Below are 17,876 nucleotides of genomic sequence, written 5' to 3'. Positions count from 1 at the left end.
ATCCCGCATGAGTGAAGCACATAACGAGCATGAGTCTCTGATCAAAACACCCAAGCAGCTCATCGCCGCCGTCGTTGCGGGTTTCCTGGTTCCGATCGTCATCATCGTCCTGCTGGTCAATTACGTCGGCAATAACGCCCTGACCGGCGCGGGCAGTTCCGCCATGACCGAACAGGCTATCGCCGAGCGCATCGCGCCCGTCGCCAAGGTCGATATCAAGGACGCCAACGCACCACGCGTCTATCAGACCGGCGAACAACTCTACAAGGCCGTCTGTGCCGCCTGCCACGCCTCGGGCGCCGCCGGCGCGCCGAAGGTCGGCACGGCCGACTGGGCGCCGCGCATCGCGCAGGGCTACGACGGCATGCTCAAGATCGCTCTCGCCGGCAAAGGCGCCATGCCCGCGCGTGGCGGCACCAGCCCCGACGACGTGACGGACTACGAAATCGGCCGGGCGATCGTCTACATGGCCAACGCCTCCGGCGGCAAGCTGCAGGAACCGGCTGCTCCGGCACAGCCCGCCTCGGGCGCCGCAGCACCCGCCCCGGGATCGGCGGCACCCGCTGCAGCCTCCGGCGCCGACGCCAGCACAGCCGCCGCTGCCGCTGCCGCGATGGCCTCGCTCAAGACCGCAGCCCCCGCCGCCGCCGGCAGTAATCTCGAAGCGGGCAAGAAGCTCTACAACACCGTTTGCATGGCCTGCCACGCGAGCGGCGTGATGAACGCCCCGAAGTTCGGCGACAAGGCCGCATGGGCCCCGCGCATCGCCACCGGCATCGATACGCTGCACAACGCCGCCCTCCATGGCCTGAACGCCATGCCGCCGAAGGGCGGTGCCGCCAACGCGTCCGACGACGACGTCAAGGCCGCCGTCGACTACATGGTGAGCGCGGCCAAGTAAGCCGCCAAGCGCTTAGCCCCGTCCGACGCGAGGCGCTCGCCACCCACAGGAATCCCCGCTTCGGCGGGGATTCCTGTTTCCGAGACCCAGCGTCCACCGGTGAACGACGCCGTATTACACGCGTACCGTCAACGTCGGATCGAACGCCGCGTTCTCGACGCGTCCCTCGAAGCAATAGCCACGCGGATTGCACAGCACCCGAGTCGGGCCGATGCGGTAATCAAACGAATCGTGCGTATGTCCGTGAATCCATAACACCGCCTCCGACGATTCGACGAATGAGGTCAAATCCGAAATAAAGGCCGGATTGACGAGCGACCCTGCGAAACGGGGATGGATGCTCTGCGGCGTTGGCGCATGATGCGTGACCACGATGGTCGGGCCGTCGTGGGGTGCAGCGAGCACGCGCGCAAGCCAGGCGACGTTTTCGCGGCACAGCGCCGCGCAGTCGTCCGGCGAGAAGCACGGCAGTTCCGCCCACGGCACCGCCGGATCGCCTACGCGAATGCGTGTGAAGTCGCGTACGAATTTGCGTGACTCCTCCACGACGTCGTCGTGCTTGCCGTCGGCATCGTACAGCGCGAAGTCCGTCCATAACGTTGTGCCGACAAAGCGCACGCCGCCAATCACCACCGATCGTCGCTCAAGCAGATGCACGTTCGTGCCCGCGCTCAGGTGCCGCAAGTCGGCCAGCGTGCCCGCCAGTGTCGCGCCGTAGAACTCGTGATTTCCGGGAACGTAGATGACGGGGCGCCCCAACGCTTTCGCCCACTCGATGGCTTGCGCCGGTCGGCCGATGTCGCCGGCGAGAATCGTGACGTCGGCGTCCACCTCGGGAATGGCCAACGGCGCCACGGACAAATGCAGGTCGGACAGGATATGCAGTCTCACGCACCAGCTCCAGAAAGTCTCGGGATCGGTGCCGCACACGCGCCGCCGCCGTGTGCGCCGAGCGCATCACGTGAGCGCGGGCGGTGTGGGCATTGGGTCGAAATCAAGGCAATTCACGTTTTGTTTCGCCCGTTTTCTACCGACTATCGCCCGCGTCACGCCGATGGTCAAGATGTCTTTGTCATCGGCAGGATGCGCTTCTATAGTGAAACTTCACCTGACGAGTGGAGGCGAGCCTATGCGGAAACTGTTGGTTGCTGTTCTGCTTTGTTTGACCGGTCTGGTCGGGATGGTCGTGGCGTCGAGCCCGGCAGCCGCTTGCGATCAGACGTCTTCGGGTAGTGGCAAATAGCAGCAAGCATTGACTTATCGGTACGCCGTGCCGCCGCCGACAGTCCCGGTACGATGTCGCCGTTCCTCAAGCCAGCCCCCGCTCGCGGGGCTATTCATAGGTAGGGCGTGGTCGGCGCGTGTCAAGTCAGGCACCCGAGGACGACGGCGTCTTGTTCGCCCCGCCCGCGAGCATGGCCTTGAGGCTGGCGAGCCGGTCCTTCGGCGACATGGGCGCGTCTTCGGGCGGCGGGGGCGGCGCTTCGTCGAGTTGCATCTCGGGCACGAAGCGCGAGACCTCGCACGAATAGGTTTCGCGTGCCCGCTTGCGCTTCTTGCACCACGACAGTTGCAGCGAGCGCTGCGCCCGCGTGATGCCGACATACATCAACCGGCGCTCTTCCTCGATCTTTTCGGCGGTGACCTCTTCGTCCTCGCGAAGGTGCGGCAGGATACCTTCTTCCACGCCGACGAGAAACACGTGGGGATACTCCAGCCCCTTCGAGGCGTGCAGCGTCGACAGGCGCACGGCATCGGGATCGTCGCCGTCGCGGCCTTCGAGCATCGACATCAGGGCAATGGTCTGTGTGAGTTCCATCAGGCTCTTGCCATCGTCGTCGAGGGCATCGGCCTTGTCGAAGCCGGTGGGCTGCGCCTCGTCGCCACGCGTGCCCTTGCGCTTCATCCATTCGAGGAATTCGAGCACGGTGGTCCAGCGCGATTGCGCCTGGCGCTCGTCGAATGTGTCGTACAGATACGCCTCGTAGTGAATCCCTTCCATCAGATCGTCGATGACTTCATTGGCCGGGTCGCGCGCCGCGCGCGCTGCAATACGCTGGATGAAGTCGCAAAACGCACGCAGCGGTTCGAGCTGGCGCGGCGGCAGCCGCGCCTCGACCGCCCCCATGTAGACGGCCTCGAACAGCGACACCTTGGCCTGTCCCGCGAAGCTGCCGAGCACTTCGAGCGTGGTGCTGCCGACCCCCGGCGCGGCGTGGTCACGGCGCGAATGAAGGCGGGATCGTCGTCGGGGTTTGCCAACAGCCGCAGGTACGCGCACAGGTCCTTGATTTCCGCCTTGTCGAAAAACGACTGGCCGCCGGAGAGCACGTACGGAATGCGTTCGCGCCGCAGCACTTGCTCGAAGATACGCGCCTGATGGTTGCCGCGATAGAGAATGGCGTAGTCGCGAAACTCGGCGCGCCGCTCGAACTTGTGTGCCGACAAGCGAAAAACGACCGACTCGGCTTCATGCTCTTCGTCGTTCATCGCCGTGACCGTGATCGGATCGCCCAGGCCGTGCTCACTCCACAGCTTCTTCTCGAAGAGTTTCGGATTCTTTGCGATGACGTTGTTCGCCGCCGTCAGAATGCGCGACGTCGAGCGGTAATTCTGTTCCAGCTTGACGACCTTGAGCGTCGGGAAGTCGACCTGCAACTGCTTGAGGTTCTCCAGCGTGGCGCCGCGCCAGCCGTAGATCGCCTGATCGTCGTCGCCCACGGCGGTGAACGCCGCGCGTGGACCCGCGAGCAGCTTGAGCAGCAGGTATTGGCAGGTGTTGGTGTCCTGGTACTCGTCGATGAGCAGATAGCGCAGCTTGTTCTGCCAACGCTCGCGCACGTCCTCGTCGCGTTCGAAGAGTTGGGCGGGTAGCCGGATCAGGTCGTCGAAGTCGACGGCCTGATAAGCCTGCAACGTGGCCATGTAATTGCGATAGACGAGTGCGGCCTGATGTTCGTCGGCGGTTTCGGCGGCGGCCAGCGCTGTCTCGGGTGTGACCAGTCCGTTCTTCCAGAGCGAGATGGCGGTCTGCACGCCGCGAATCATCGCCTTGTCGGTCGTGCCCAACTGCTCCTGAATCAGCCCGAAGCAGTCGTCGGCGTCGAGAATCGAGAACTGCGGCTTCAACCCGACGTTCGCCGCCTCGCGCCGCAGGATTTGCACGCCCAGCGAGTGGAACGTACAAATGGTGAGCTGGTTGACAGGCACCTTTCGGCCTTCCTTGCCCGGCGTGGTCAGCAGCTTGCCTTCGAGCTGCTTGGCCACGCGCTCGCGCATTTCGGCGGCGGCCTTGTTCGTGAAGGTCACGGCGGCGATGTGCTTCGGCTCGAACCCCTTCGTCTCGATGAGCCACGCGATCTTTTGCGTGATGACGCGCGTCTTGCCGCTGCCCGCCCGGCCAGCACGAGACATGGGCCGTCGAAATAGCGTGTGGCTTCGTTCTGAGCGGGATTGAGCGGGAAGGAGGACATGGTGTGACGCGAAGGAGATGAAGACGGCGGCCGGCAAGGGTGCGCGCACGGCGAGGGCTGTGACGGCGATGCGTGGCCGCCCGCCGGGGCGATGCATCGGCAAGCGCCGGGCGGTGGGCAAGTCTATCATGCGAGCGCCACGCGGCCGTGCGCGCCCGACAGGCGTTGTGCGAACGCCAACTGTGGGGCGGGCGCGACGCCGAAGGCTGGCGTCGACGCAGACCGGATGCCTATAATGGGCAACGTTGCCATCGTGGTGGGGTCGCCGTGCAATGTCCAACCTGTGGGACGAACAATGCGCCGCGTGCGCGGCACTGTGCGCAGTGTGGCGCAAGACTCGCGGATGCCGAATCTTCCGGCTGGGTCACCGGCGCGCTCGTGTTCGGCACGGCGGTTTTCGCCGCCGTCGCGCTGCTCGGCATCTGGTGGAATCTGCGCGCCCCTACGTCGACCCGGTGCCCAAGTCATCCGACGCAATGACCGTCACCCCTTTCAACTCCGGTAACGATGCGCCGCCAGCCGTCGCGTCGGCCGCGCTGGCGGCGGCGGGGGGCAATCCTGCGTCAGGCGAGGCATCTGCCGCGCTGGCCCGGGCGCAGGCGTTGGCGGCGGTCGATGCGGCCGCGTCCGGTGCGGCGGCCGACGTCGCTTCGGCCAGCCAGCCCGCGCCGCTCACCGCCTCGGCGGCCACCGCAGCGTTGACTGCCGCTGTCACGGCGCCCACATCGCCCCCGACCCGCAACAACGCGCCGGACGACATGATGCAACTGCTCAGCCGCCGCGCGGGGGCAGGCGCGGCCGGCAATACGGCGCGTGCGCCGGCCAATGTCGATCTTCCCGCGCATTTCGACAACAACGATATTGGCTCGATCGCCGCCGAAGCCCAGCCGGGCGCGGCACCGGCGGCACCGGTGGCATCACCGGCAGTGGCGCCGTCGGCGGCCAGTGCCGTGGCCGCAGCACTGGCGCAGTGCGACCGCTATCGCTGGTATGAGGTGATACCGAAGCAGCGCTGCGTGTGGGCCGTGTGTAACGGACGCTGGGGCAAGAATGGCTGTCCGGCGGGCACGAATCCCGGCGAGTCGCACTAATCGGCTCACGCGATCTGCGCGATCAAAAATGCGCCCGTTTCCCCATGCACGACGAATGACGGGGAATGCCCGTCCGACGGCGTTCGACGCGGATTCGCGCTCGGGCAATCTGCATCAAATTGACAGTCTTCGCCTTTCGCCGTAAAGTGCGCGAGCGTGGTCGGGAGAGCGCACCGGGAAGCACATGCCGGGGCCGCCGAAGGGGTAATACCCACAAACTCTCAGGCATCAAGGACCGTCCGCGCCGAAGGCATCGCCTTCGATCTCTGGAGAGCGGTTGCGGCGTGCGTGGCACGCGGACAACCCACCGAAGGGGCCGGCACGAGCGGCTTGGCGCACAGCGCGCCGCACGCACCGGGCAATCTCTCAGGTACCAAGGACAGAGGGGTCATCTCGCCAACTGGCATTGCGCCGGGCACGTGCACACGCACGCGCCGGACGCGGAAAGTGCCGGTCGTCGAGATGACCCCTTTTTGCATTGTCGGACGCCGTATTCCGAAATGCCTGACCCTTGATGCCTTGACGCCCCGATGACCGAACTCAAACGCACTCCGCTCAACGATACGCACCGCGCCGCGGGCGCCCGCATGGTCGATTTCGGCGGCTGGGACATGCCCGTGAACTACGGCTCCCAGATTGAAGAGCACAACGCCGTGCGCACCGACGCCGGCATGTTCGACGTCTCGCACATGTGCGTGGTCGATCTGCATGGCCCGAGCTGCCGCGAATTCCTGCGCTACGCCGTCGCCAACAACGTCGACAAGCTGCAAACCCCGGGCAAGGCGCTCTACACCTGCATGCTCAACCCGAGCGGCGGCGTGATCGACGACCTCATCATCTATTTCATCGCCGAAGACTGGTTCCGCGTGGTGGTCAATGCCGGCACGGCCGACAAGGACCTCGCCTGGATCGGCCAGCTCAATGCGCACGGCGATTACAGCCTGACGATCATTCCGCGCCGCGATCTGTCGATCGTCGCGGTCCAGGGGCCGAACGCCCGCGCCAAGGTGTGGCAGGCGGTGCCGGGCAGCCAGGCCGCGAGCGAAGCGCTCAAGCCGTTCAATGCCGCTTTCGCCAAGGACACGGCGTTCGGCGAGTTGATGATCGCGCGCACGGGTTACACCGGCGAAGACGGCTTCGAAGTGATCGTGAACGCCGATCACGTGGCCGCGCTGTGGAATGCACTGGTCGCGGCGGGCGTGCGTCCGGCCGGGCTGGGCGCGCGTGACACGTTGCGTCTGGAAGCCGGCATGAACCTGTACGGCCAAGACATGGACGACGACGTGTCGCCGCTGGACGCCGGCCTGGGCTGGACCGTCGAGAAGGAGAGCGACCGCACGTTCGTCGGCAAGGATTCGCTGCTCTCGCGCGGCCAGACGTGGCGCTTCGCGGGCCTTGTGCTCGACGGCAAGGGCGGCGTGTTGCGCGCGCACCAGGTCGTGGTGACCGAGGCGGGCGACGGCGAAATCACCAGCGGCACGTTCAGTCCGAGCCTGCAGCAATCGATCGCGTTCGCCCGTTTGCCGAAGGGCGTGCCGGACGGCGCGACTGTCCAGGTGCAAATTCGTGACAAGCAATTACCCGCACGTGTGGTCAAATTACCGTTCGTGCGTCACGGCAAGGCCGTGGTGGCCTGAGTAACATCGGCGCCACGGTGCGGCGACACGAATTACCGATAACCGAATACCCCAAACACTGAATCCCGGAGCGTCAACATGGCGAATATCCCCGATAACCTGAAGTACACCGAGTCCGACGAATGGGCCCGCCTCGAAGCCGACGGCACCGTGACCGTGGGCATTACCGATTTCGCGCAGGAATCCCTGGGCGACATCGTGTTCGTCGAACTGCCGGACACCGGCCGCACCGTGGCGGCGGACGAAGCCTCGGCCGTGATCGAATCGGTCAAGGCAGCGGCCGACGTGCACTCGCCGGTAAGCGGCGAGATCCTCGAGACCAACACCGAAGTGTCCGGCTCGCCCGACCTGGTCAACACCGACGCTTACGGCAACTGGCTGTTCCGTGTGAAGCCGTCGAACACGGCCGAGCTGGACAAGCTGCTGGGCGCTGAACAATACGCCAAGAAAATCGGCGGCTGATGCCCCGGACGGTGCCGCGAGACCTTCGGTTCGCGCGGCACCGTCCCGGCTGCCGCCCCCGCCGTCACTTGCCGTGATCGAACGAGAGATCTGACCCATGAATGCCTTGACTGACCTGCAAGCGCCGCGCCGCTCGCTCTCCGAGCTGGAGCAGCGCGACAACTTCTCCGCGCGCCACATCGGCCCGGATACCCCGAACAACAGGCGATGCTCGCCGAGCTGGGCTACGCGTCGCGTGCCGCGTTGATCGACGCCGTGGTGCCCGCGTCGATCCGTCGCGACGGCGCGCGCTTCGCCCAGTCGCTCGGCCCGTTCGCCGCCGCGCAAACCGAATCGCAGGCGCTGGCGCAACTGCGCGCGCTGGCCAGCCAGAACCAGGTGTTCAAGTCGTTCATCGGTCAGGGCTACGCCAATACGTTCACGCCGGGCGTGATCCTGCGCAACGTGCTGGAAAATCCGGCCTGGTACACGGCCTATACGCCGTATCAGCCGGAAATCTCGCAAGGCCGTCTCGAAGCGCTGCTCAACTACCAGCAGATGATCATTGACATGACGGGGCTGGCGATCGCCAACGCGTCGATGCTCGACGAGGCGACCGCTGCCGCCGAAGCGATGACGCTGGTCAAGCGTACCGGCAAGTCGAAGTCGAACACGTTCTTCGTGGCCGACGACGTGCTGCCGCAAACCATCGAAGTCGTGCAAACGCGCGCCAAGCCGCTGGGCTTCGAAGTGCAGGTCGGCCCGGTGGCCGCCGCGGCCGATGTCGATGCGTTCGGCGTGCTCGTGCAATACCCCGGCGTGGGCGGCGACGTGCGCGACTATCGCGCGCTGGCCGACGCGATCCACGCCAAGGGCGGCATGCTGATCGCCGCCGCCGATCTGCTCTCGCTCACGCTGCTCACGCCGCCGGGCGAGTGGGGTGCTGACGTTGCCGTTGGTAACAGCCAGCGCTTTGGCGTGCCGATGGGCTTTGGTGGCCCGCACGCCGCGTACCTGGCGACGCGCGACGAACTCAAGCGCTCGATGCCGGGCCGCCTGGTCGGCGTGTCGATCGATGCGCAAGGCAAGCCGGCGCTGCGTCTGGCGCTGCAAACGCGCGAACAGCACATCCGCCGCGAAAAGGCGACGTCGAACATCTGTACCGCGCAGGCGCTGCTCGCCATCATGGCCAGCATGTACGCCGCGTACCATGGCCCGCAGGGGCTGCGCACCATCGCCGAGCGCACGCATCGCCTGACGGCCGTGCTGGCCGCCGGTCTCACCGCACTGGGCGCCGCGCCGCGCAACGCCACGTTCTTCGACACGCTGACGGTGCCCGTGGCCGGTCGTGCCGATGCCGTGCACACGGTGGCCGCTGCACGCCGTTTCAATTTGCGTCGCGAAGACGCCGACACCGTCGGCATCTCGCTCGACGAGACGAGCACGCGCGACGACGTGATCGCCCTGTGGGAAGTGGTGGCCGAGGGCCTCGGCAAGAGCGCCGTCTCGCTGGACTTCGACGCCATCGAGACCACTGTCTCGAACGGCTACCCGGTGGCACTGGCACGCCAAAGCGCGTATCTCACGCACCCGGTGTTCAACCGCTACCACTCCGAACACGAAATGCTGCGCTATCTGCGCAGCCTGTCCGACAAGGATCTGGCGCTCGACCGAACGATGATCCCGCTCGGTTCGTGCACGATGAAGCTCAACGCCACCTCGGAAATGCTGCCGGTGACGTGGCCCGAGTTCGGTCAGATTCACCCGTTCGCACCGACGGAACAGACCGTTGGCTACCGTACGATGATCGACCAGCTCGAGCAGATGCTCGTGGCCGCGACCGGCTACGCCGCCGTCTCGCTGCAACCGAACGCCGGCTCGCAAGGCGAGTACGCGGGTCTGCTCATCATTCAGGCGTATCACGCGTCGCGCGGCGAAGCGCATCGCGACATCTGCCTGATTCCGGCGTCGGCGCACGGCACGAACCCGGCGTCGGCCCAGATGGCCGGCATGCAGGTCGTGGTGGTCGCTTGCGACGCCAACGGCAACGTCGATCTGGCCGATCTGCAGGCGAAGGCCGAGCAGCATCGCGATCGTCTGGCCGCGATCATGATGACGTACCCGTCCACACACGGCGTGTTCGAAGCCGGTGCGCGTCAGATCTGCGAGATCGTGCACGCGAACGGCGGTCAGGTGTATGTCGACGGCGCCAACATGAACGCCATGGTCGGCCTGTGCGCACCGGGCGAATTCGGCGGCGACGTCTCGCACTTGAATCTGCACAAGACGTTCTGTATTCCGCACGGCGGCGGCGGCCCGGGCGTAGGTCCGGTGGCGGTGGGCGCGCATCTGGCGCAGTTCCTGCCGAACCAGCGCTCGACGGGCTACTCACGCGATGCCAACGGCATCGGTGCCGTGTCGGCCGCGCCGTATGGTTCCGCCTCGATTCTGCCGATCTCGTGGATGTACATCGCCATGATGGGCGCGCAGGGCCTGACGGCCGCCACCGAGACGGCTATCCTGAATGCGAACTACCTCGCGAAGAAGCTCGCGCCGCATTATCCGGTGCTGTACAGCGGCCCCGGCGGGTTGATCGCGCACGAGTGCATTCTGGATCTGCGCCCGCTCAAGGACACCAGCGGCATCACGGTCGACGACGTGGCGAAGCGCCTGATGGACTTCGGTTTCCACGCTCCGACGATGAGCTTCCCGGTGCCGGGTACGCTGATGATCGAGCCGACGGAATCGGAATCGAAGCATGAACTCGACCGCTTCATCGAGGCGATGGTCGCGATTCGCGAGGAAATCCGTGCCGTGGAAGAGGGTCGCGCCGATCGCGAGGACAACCCGCTCAAGCACGCGCCGCACACGGCGGACGTGGTGACGGCGGACGAATGGCCGCACGCCTACGCGCGCAGCCAGGCGGCGTACCCGGTGAAGGCGTTGCGCGAGCGCAAGTATTGGCCGCCGGTGGGACGTGCCGATAACGTCTACGGCGACCGGAATCTGTTCTGCGCCTGCGTGCCGATGAGCGACTACGAATAAGCGTCGCAAAAGCTTGGCAGACAGGGGCTGGCAGACACATTGCCGGCCCCTTTTTGTCACTATGGATGTCACGCGAATGCGCCGGGCCGGCGGCATTCGTCACGTCCTCCCAATGTTTCAGCACTTCAGGACAGCCCCATGGCCGTTTCAGTTTTCGATTTGTTCAAGGTGGGTATCGGACCGTCGAGTTCGCATACCGTGGGGCCGATGCGCGCGGCGCTGATGTTCGTGCAAGGTCTGGAGCGCGACGGCCTGCTGCCGCAGGTCGCAGCGCTGCGCGCCGAGCTGTACGGCTCGCTCGGCGCCACGGGCAAGGGCCACGGCACCGACAAGGGGGTGCTGCTCGGTTTCATGGGCGAGGCGCCCGACACGGTCGATCCGGCGACGATTGCGGGGCGTCTGGCCACGCTGCGTCAGACGAAGGTGCTGTCGATTCTCGGCAAGTACGAGGTGCCGTTCGTCGAGAAGGAACACATGGTGTTCTACCGCCGCGAGGCGATGGCCGAGCATCCGAACGGCATGAAATTCCACGCGTTCGATGCCGAGGGCAACAAGCTGCGCGAGGGGCGCTATCTGTCGGTCGGCGGCGGTTTCGTCGTGACGGCCGGCGCGTCGAACGCACAGGTGCTCGCCGCGCACGATCAATTGCCGTATCCATTCCGCACGGGCAAGGAACTGCTCGAGATGTGCCGCGCGAGCGGCAAGACCATCGCGCAACTGATGTGGGAGAACGAGAAGGTCTGGCACCACGGCGATGCGGCCACGGCGGAAGCGGATATTCGTCGCGGGTTGCTCAACATCTGGAATGTGATGCAGTCGTGCGTGACGCGCGGTTGCGGCATCGGTAACGACGACGCCGACGGCGAACTGCCAGGGCCGCTGCATGTGCGACGCCGTGCGCCGGAGTTGTATCGTCAGCTAACGCAACGCGCCGAGCGCACACTGTCCGATCCGTTGTCGGTGATGGATTGGGTGAATCTTTACGCGATTGCCGTCAACGAAGAGAACGCCGCGGGCGGACGTGTGGTGACCGCGCCGACGAATGGCGCTGCCGGCATCATCCCGTCGGTGCTGCACTACTACGATCGCTTCGTACACGGTGCGAACGAGCAGGGGGTAATCGACTTCCTGCTCACGGCCGGGGCCATCGGCATTCTGTACAAGCTCAACGCGTCGATTTCCGGCGCGGAAGTGGGGTGCCAGGGTGAAGTCGGTGTGGCGTGCTCGATGGCCGCTGGGGCGCTCGCTGCGGTGCAGGGCGGCACGGTCGAGCAAGTCGAGAATGCGGCCGAGATCGGCATGGAGCACAACCTTGGGCTCACGTGCGATCCGGTCGGCGGTCTGGTGCAGATTCCGTGCATCGAGCGCAATGCGATGGCGTCGGTGAAGGCGGTGAACGCGGCGCGCATGGCGTTGCGTGGCGACGGTGCGCACTATGTGTCGCTCGACTCCGTTATCAAGACGATGCGTGAGACCGGTGCCGACATGAAGACGAAATACAAGGAGACGGCGCGCGGCGGCCTCGCGGTAAATATCGTGGAGTGCTGATTTTTCGGATGGCGATGCGTAAGCTGCGTGGCGAAAGTCACGCAGCTTTTTTCTTTTTGCGGCTTGGCTTCCGTATCTGCGACTGGCGACCTTGTTTATCGGCCAATTCCCACCCCCTAAAAAAGTGGCACCACTCAGAATGTCACCTTTTAACGCTGCTGCAACCGCCGATACACGACTCGACGCGTTTGCCAGCCGTTTCGAGGGGCATGTCAATGCGAAGAAAACAGTCCGGCATCTTTTTGATCTCAGCAGCCATCGCCGTGGCGGTGACCGGCATGCTGATTACATTCTGGGGCGTCAATTACACGCGGCAGTTGCGCGTTGAGCGCGCGGAGCGCATCGGTGAGTCGTTGAAGATCATGGGTGACGCGACGCAGAGTTTCGCGGTGACGTATCACGACCGGCTGAACAAGCTGTTCGAGAACGACGTGCCCTTCACCATCGACGGCGTTCAATTCACGAGGGAGGGAACCGCGCCGCGAGTGGTGAGCAATCTGACGGCGGAGAGCCTGATCAAGGTCATGAACGTTCGCGGTGTGGCAAGCAAACCGCCGAATGGCATGGGGGAATATGCGATTCGTGTGTATGAAGATTGCGTCGACAAAAAGTGCGATATCAAGACGCTGGTGTACCTGACTCAGCCCATCAAGCGCGCCTATTCGGACGCCCCCGATTACGATGCGGCGACCACCGCGATGCGAAAAATCGGTGCGTTGGGCGGCATGTCGCTCCAAGATGCGCCCGACCAATTCCGCTTTATCGAAAGCGATGGGTCAGCACGCACGGTGATGAATCCGACTGCGCAGCCGGGCCTGCTCGCCGTGCGCGGCGGGCACCAGACGAGCGCGATGGATACTTTGCTCAGTCTCGATGGACGCAAGTCGATGACGGGGAATCTTAATCTGGAGGATAAGAACGGCGCTGGGAAAAACGGGCCGACCCATCACAACATTGTCGGCGCGGGGAATATCGAGGGGAAAGGGAACTTGCGGATGACGAGCCTTGAAGTGTCGTCCGCGCGTATCGCCGGCACGTTGGATCTCAGCAAGGGCACGCCGAACAACGGCCAGAACAATGGCAACAATATCATCGGTGCGCGTGACATTACCGGAAGTGGAACGCTTAGCATGCGGGGCGTCGAGGCGGATAGCGTGAAAGTTGGATCAACGCTAAGCCTGAATGCGAACGACATAACGGGGGCGCGAACCGTAGGGGCAAAGACCGTCGATGCGACTAATGTGGATGCGACCAATGTGGACGCAACCCGCGTCAATGCCAAACGAGTGGAATCGGGCGCACTGAAGTCGACCGAAGGTGTGGTCGAGTTGGGCACCAGCATTTCGGGCGGCTCGTGCACGGGAATGGGGATCGGCGTTGATGCCCAGGGCCGGGTGATGTCGTGCCAGGCCGAGGATCCCGACCGCAAGGGCCGGGGAGGGCGCGTCTGGAAGCTGTCTAGCCCGACGATTACCCGGGAGAATGTCCCTGACGACGTGGTGAACCAGATCACATCCGAGGCGCAACGTGACGCGTCGTGGTGGATGTCGAAGTTCGACCTGCGTTGGGGAAAGAGCAAACTGCTTAACCGCAGCGCCGCAAGTGTTCTCTATGAAGTGGGTTTTGCGAGTGCCTGTGTGCTGGACGCGGAGGCGAAGAATGCTGGCGGCATTCTCGAATACAACCACCGCCTGAGCCGGTTCGTCGTGCGCGGCATGGCGCGTCCCGGAGGCGCCTTGTATTGCTTCTCGTACGGCGGGAGATCAGGGGGCATGAGCACGACCTTCTGGGATTGGGGGAAGAACAACGTCGGGCACGGCATTATGGAAAGCCCGACCTGGTATCGTGGTGACACGCCGGAGTTTCGTAACCTTTTCAGCGCAACGATGACGCAGAACGTCGGCGCCCTCAACGAGGGCGGACCTTGGCACCACTGATGTGTGTCACGCAAGGATATCGATGAGGCGACCGTTCCACGTGACCGCGGCATACGCCCGGTCATCAACCTCTCGATGTCGCGTTGCCTTGCCTTGTCTTTGCGCCGTGCGGCATTTGCCAGGGAAGCTTTGTCGATAATCGAAATGTGAAGAAGCCGCGTGACGAAAGTCTCGCGGCTTTTCATTTCGGGTTTTCGCTTCGGAATTTGCCGTCACCGATCAGACGTTAACGGGCATTTCCCAAGCTTCTCGCGAGTGACGTCACTGACAATGCCCTATTTCAACGATCTGACGATCACCGGCGCCTGTTGTCGCGTGTTTGCCAGACGATTCAAGTGAGGGCGCGTCAATGCGAAGAAACCAGTCGGGGATCTTTCTCGTCTCAGCCGCCATTGCGATTGCGGTGGTCGGCATGTTGATTACATTTTGGGGCGTGAATCAGATGCGGCAGATGCGCATCGAGCGGGCAGAGCGCGTTGGGCATGGACTCAAGATCGTCGGTAACGCGGCCGATACGTTCGTCGCGAAGTATTACAAGCAGCTCTCGGAGCTGTTATCGGCACCGGGAAACACATTTCCGATCAAGGGGCACACGTTGACCAACGTGCCCGCTTCTTCGTCGTTCGGTTACGCGCACGTAGGCAACCTGAACGCCGCCGCGCTCATCAAGGTGCTCGATATTTCCGGCGTGGGCAGCAAGCCGCCGCATGGCCTGGGCGACTACGAGATCCGGATTTACCGGAAATGCGATCGGGAGAACCCGCCCAATTGCCAAATCAACTCGCTGACTTATCTCACCGAACCGGCGAAGCGGGCGTATTCCTCGGAGCCCGATTACGCGTTCGCTGCCATTGTCGCAAAGACGGTGGGTGCTTACGGTGGGACATCCACGATGGATAAGCCGCAGGAATTTCGATTCGTCGACGAGAACATGCAGCCGATTCCGGACGCCGTTCCCAATCCGCTGGGGAAACCGGGACTGGTTGCCATGCGCGGCGGATACCTGACGCACAGTCTCGACGTCAATGTTCGGCGCGACGGATCGCGCAACATCACGGGCGATCTGGACTTCGAGAACGGCAATACGCATCAGAGTATCAAAGGGATCAAGAACATTGTCGGCGTTGGAAAGCTCAGCATGGGCGAGCTTGAGATCGGGGGCAAGGCGACGGTGAAAGGCCCGCTTCATCTGAGCGACGACAAGGGTCGGAACCGGCAAGACATCATTGGGGCGGGGAACATCGAGGGCGACGGCATGCTGACAATGCGGGGCCTCGAGGTGCAAGGTGCGACGGTGGCGGGCAACGCAACCATTCACGGCGACCTGAAAGCACAACGCGGGGCAACCGTCGGTGGCGCCCTGAGAATGCAACGCAACGACATCGAGCACGCGGGGCAGGTAACAGCGGACAGACTTCAATCCGAATCAGGCGTTATCCGACTGGATCGATCCAATCAGCAAGATGCGTCGTGCCAGCCCGGCGAGATCGGGCGTGACGGTAACGGCAAAATGCTCTCGTGCCAGAACTCCGGTGGCGGCTGGACATGGCAACTCGCTCGCACCACCGAGTACATCACAAAGGTCGAGTACAAAGAGGTCGAGCGAATCGTCGAAAAGGACAAGCCACTCGTCATGGCGAAGTGGACCCAAACATGGGGTGGTTGCAACGGCTACAAAAAAATCGGAGGAGGTAGTTGGCGGTGGAGCGGATGGTTCGGGACAATTCCCGGCGCGCAGTCCTGCACCATTGTCTCGAGAGGGTGGTGTAACTCAGTGGGTTATTCCGACAAGGCGCGCGTTTACAACGTCAACGAAAGGGGCCAAATGATCACCGTTGGCGGTACACCCTACGCCGAATTCGGGAACACGTACGGTGAGTTGATCTGTGCCTTCAGATCAAAGGAGGATGCGCGCGCGCGAGGCTTTACACTTTGCGACCCCCACACACAGAATTGCTCGCTGAATTTCTAATTACGGCCGTTGAGCCGGCCTCGCACGTCACACCCGTCGCGCTTTCTTGCGCCGGGCTGCTCGCCGTGCACTGAGCCGACATATCGCTTCGTGTTTCGCGGCATCCTGTGGCCAAAAAAGTCGCCTGCTCTTGCTTTCAGGCAAGCGCATGACCGTCACATGATCGTCACATTGACTGGCTAACCTACGTCCCGATGTCTCCTTGCCTTGTCTTTGAGTCGCGCGGCGTTTGCCGGGCGGCTTTTTTTCTTGTTGCGCACTTGCGTATGGGAATCGACGTAAAGTCCTGGCGGCTGCTATCGCACCGGGGCAATTCTTGAGATTCTTCGTCGCTTGCCCCTGGCTTTTCGGGGTCGATAGGTGGTTGCGACAGGAGAGATGTGACATGGAGCGTTGGCTCAAGCCGTTGGTCGATACCGTCGGCGGGGTGCTGTCGGGATACCCCCTTGTGATCGCCTTGCTGGGCGCGGGACTTTACTTCACCGTCCGCTTCGGCGGGATTCAGATTCGGGCGCTTTGGCACAGCATCTGTCTGCTGCGCACCTCGGGGAGCACCTCGGGCATTTCACCGTTCCAGGCGTTCGCCACGGGATTGGCGAGTCGCGTGGGTACCGGCAATATCGCCGGGGTGGCCGTCGCACTGACCATCGGCGGGCCGGGCGCCATCTTCTGGATGTGGGTCACCGCGCTGCTGGGTATGGCGTCGGCGTTCGTCGAATCGACGCTGGCGCAGATATTCAAGGTGCCACGTCACGACAACACGTTTCGCGGCGGTCCCGCCTACTACATCCAGATCGGCCTGGGCTCGCGCAAATTTGGCATTGTCTTTGCGCTGGCACTCCTCTTCACCTTCGGGTTCGCACTCAACTCGGTGCAGTCGCACTCGATTGCCGAGGCACTGGAAGCGTCGTTCGGCTGGGAGCGGATCTGGATCGGCGTTGCGCTGGTGCTGATGACCGCGCCCATCATCTACGGCGGCGTGCGGCGTGTCGCCCGCTTCGCGCAATGGATCGTGCCGGTCATGGCGCTCGCCTATGTCGGGCTCGCCGTGTATGTGTGCATTGTGAATCTCGACCAGATCCCCGCCATGATTTCGATGATCATGCGTCACGCGCTCGGGCTTGAACCGGCCGCCGGCGGCATCGCAGGGTATGCCGTGAGTCAAGCGGTGTTGATGGGCGTGAAGCGTGGTCTTTTCTCCAACGAAGCGGGCATGGGCAGCGCGCCGAATGCCGCCGCCGTGGCCACGACCCAGCATCCGGTACAGCAAGGCTTGATGCAGATGCTCGGCGTGTTCTTCGACACCGTCGTCGTGTGTTCGGCCACGGCGTTCATGATCCTGCTCTCAGGCGAGTTTATGCCGGGTGCCGCGCCTGAAGGTGCCGTGCTCACCCAGCGTGCCCTGGCCGCTCACGTAGGCAACTGGGCCGTCGTCTTCACGGGCATCACCGTGTTCTTCCTCGCTTATTCGAGCGTGCTCGGCAACTATGCCTATGCGGAAGTCAACATGGACTACCTGACGCAACGTCCATGGCTGCTCCATGTCTTCCGTGCGCTGGTGTTGCTGGCCGTGATGCTCGGATCGGTCGCCAGCCTGCCGCTGGTGTGGAGCTTCGCGGATGTCGGCACTGCGCTGATGGCGTTCATCAATCTGGTCGCCATCGGCTTGTTGATGAAGTATGCGTTGGTCGCGTGGCGCGACTATCAGGCCCAGCGCCGTGCGGGCATCGCCGAGCCGGTCTTCACGCGCGATGCGCTGCCGCCGGAGATGCGTGAGCGTTTGCCAAAGGATGTCTGGTGACGGGGTCGTGCCATCGAAAGTGCCGCACTG

General features: G+C 63.7%; 12 protein-coding genes, 1 pseudogene and 2 riboswitches. Of the genes and pseudogenes, 11 read left to right on the top strand and 2 right to left on the bottom strand.

Features of this window, described 5'->3' with window-relative positions; translation table 11 throughout:
- The first annotated feature begins 7 nt into the window (after positions 1-7).
- Entirely contained in the window at positions 8-901 is an 894-nt protein-coding gene (locus DRB87_RS22170; RefSeq protein ID WP_130027540.1) for a cytochrome c5 family protein, read from the top strand.
- 114 nt (positions 902-1,015) lie between these two features.
- Here DRB87_RS22170 and DRB87_RS22165 read toward each other — a convergent pair whose 3' ends face one another.
- Together DRB87_RS22165 and DRB87_RS22160 are read right to left on the bottom strand one after the other, a co-directional pair.
- Positions 1,016-1,792 (bottom strand): metallophosphoesterase, encoded by a 777-nt coding sequence (locus DRB87_RS22165; RefSeq protein WP_130027539.1) that lies wholly within the window; start codon positions 1,790-1,792, stop codon positions 1,016-1,018.
- Between the two features lie 478 nt (positions 1,793-2,270).
- Positions 2,271-4,374, bottom strand: a pseudogene (locus tag DRB87_RS22160) (UvrD-helicase domain-containing protein).
- Between the two features lie 72 nt (positions 4,375-4,446).
- On the opposite strand from DRB87_RS22160, the gene DRB87_RS24375 reads away from it, so the two are divergent.
- The 10 genes from DRB87_RS24375 (at position 4,447) to DRB87_RS22115 (ending at position 17,846) form a co-directional block, all read left to right on the top strand.
- On the top strand, positions 4,447-4,854 hold the full coding sequence (locus tag DRB87_RS24375; RefSeq protein WP_130027538.1) for a zinc ribbon domain-containing protein: 408 nt from the start codon (positions 4,447-4,449) through the stop codon (positions 4,852-4,854).
- Entirely contained in the window at positions 4,851-5,465 is a 615-nt protein-coding gene (locus tag DRB87_RS22150) for a hypothetical protein (protein ID WP_130027537.1), read from the top strand. Before DRB87_RS24375 ends, DRB87_RS22150 begins: the two co-directional genes overlap by 4 nt.
- Positions 5,466-5,616: 151 nt before the next feature.
- Positions 5,617-5,713, top strand: a riboswitch (glycine riboswitch).
- Positions 5,714-5,721: 8 nt separating this feature from the next.
- A riboswitch (glycine riboswitch) is annotated at positions 5,722-5,858 on the top strand.
- 137 nt (positions 5,859-5,995) lie between these two features.
- The gene (gene gcvT / locus DRB87_RS22145; protein ID WP_017233614.1) at positions 5,996-7,102 is read left to right on the top strand and encodes a glycine cleavage system aminomethyltransferase GcvT; all 1,107 of its coding nucleotides are present in this window, start codon (positions 5,996-5,998) and stop codon (positions 7,100-7,102) included.
- Positions 7,103-7,180: 78 nt separating this feature from the next.
- Positions 7,181-7,564 (top strand): glycine cleavage system protein GcvH, encoded by a 384-nt coding sequence (gcvH, locus tag DRB87_RS22140; protein WP_130027536.1) that lies wholly within the window; start codon positions 7,181-7,183, stop codon positions 7,562-7,564.
- Positions 7,565-7,661: 97 nt separating this feature from the next.
- Positions 7,662-7,811 carry a hypothetical protein gene (locus DRB87_RS24370; protein WP_370363200.1) on the top strand — a complete coding sequence of 50 codons (150 nt, stop codon included), beginning with the start codon at positions 7,662-7,664 and terminating at the stop codon, positions 7,809-7,811.
- Positions 7,772-10,588: an aminomethyl-transferring glycine dehydrogenase gene (gene gcvP / locus DRB87_RS22135; protein WP_370363198.1), complete on the top strand. Its 2,817-nt coding sequence runs from the start codon at positions 7,772-7,774 to the stop codon at positions 10,586-10,588. Before DRB87_RS24370 ends, gcvP begins: the two co-directional genes overlap by 40 nt.
- 138 nt (positions 10,589-10,726) lie before the next feature.
- Positions 10,727-12,136, top strand: coding sequence for an L-serine ammonia-lyase (locus DRB87_RS22130; protein WP_130027535.1), 1,410 nt, complete (start codon positions 10,727-10,729; stop codon positions 12,134-12,136).
- A 215-nt stretch (positions 12,137-12,351) separates the two neighbouring features.
- The gene (locus tag DRB87_RS22125; protein WP_130027534.1) at positions 12,352-14,073 is read left to right on the top strand and encodes a hypothetical protein; all 1,722 of its coding nucleotides are present in this window, start codon (positions 12,352-12,354) and stop codon (positions 14,071-14,073) included.
- A gap of 349 nt (positions 14,074-14,422) precedes the next feature.
- Complete coding sequence (locus DRB87_RS22120; RefSeq protein ID WP_130027533.1) at positions 14,423-16,045, top strand: hypothetical protein; 1,623 nt, start codon at positions 14,423-14,425, stop codon at positions 16,043-16,045.
- Positions 16,046-16,430: 385 nt separating this feature from the next.
- Positions 16,431-17,846, top strand: a complete 1,416-nt coding sequence (locus tag DRB87_RS22115; RefSeq protein ID WP_130027532.1) for a sodium:alanine symporter family protein — start codon at positions 16,431-16,433, stop codon at positions 17,844-17,846.
- Positions 17,847-17,876 lie beyond the last annotated feature (30 nt).

Source organism: Pandoraea sp. XY-2 (assembly GCF_004193915.1).
Lineage (GTDB): Bacteria > Pseudomonadota > Gammaproteobacteria > Burkholderiales > Burkholderiaceae > Pandoraea > Pandoraea cepalis.
The sequence above is the reverse complement of the archived record's forward strand: the minus strand, read 5'-3'. Positions and strand labels throughout refer to the sequence as shown.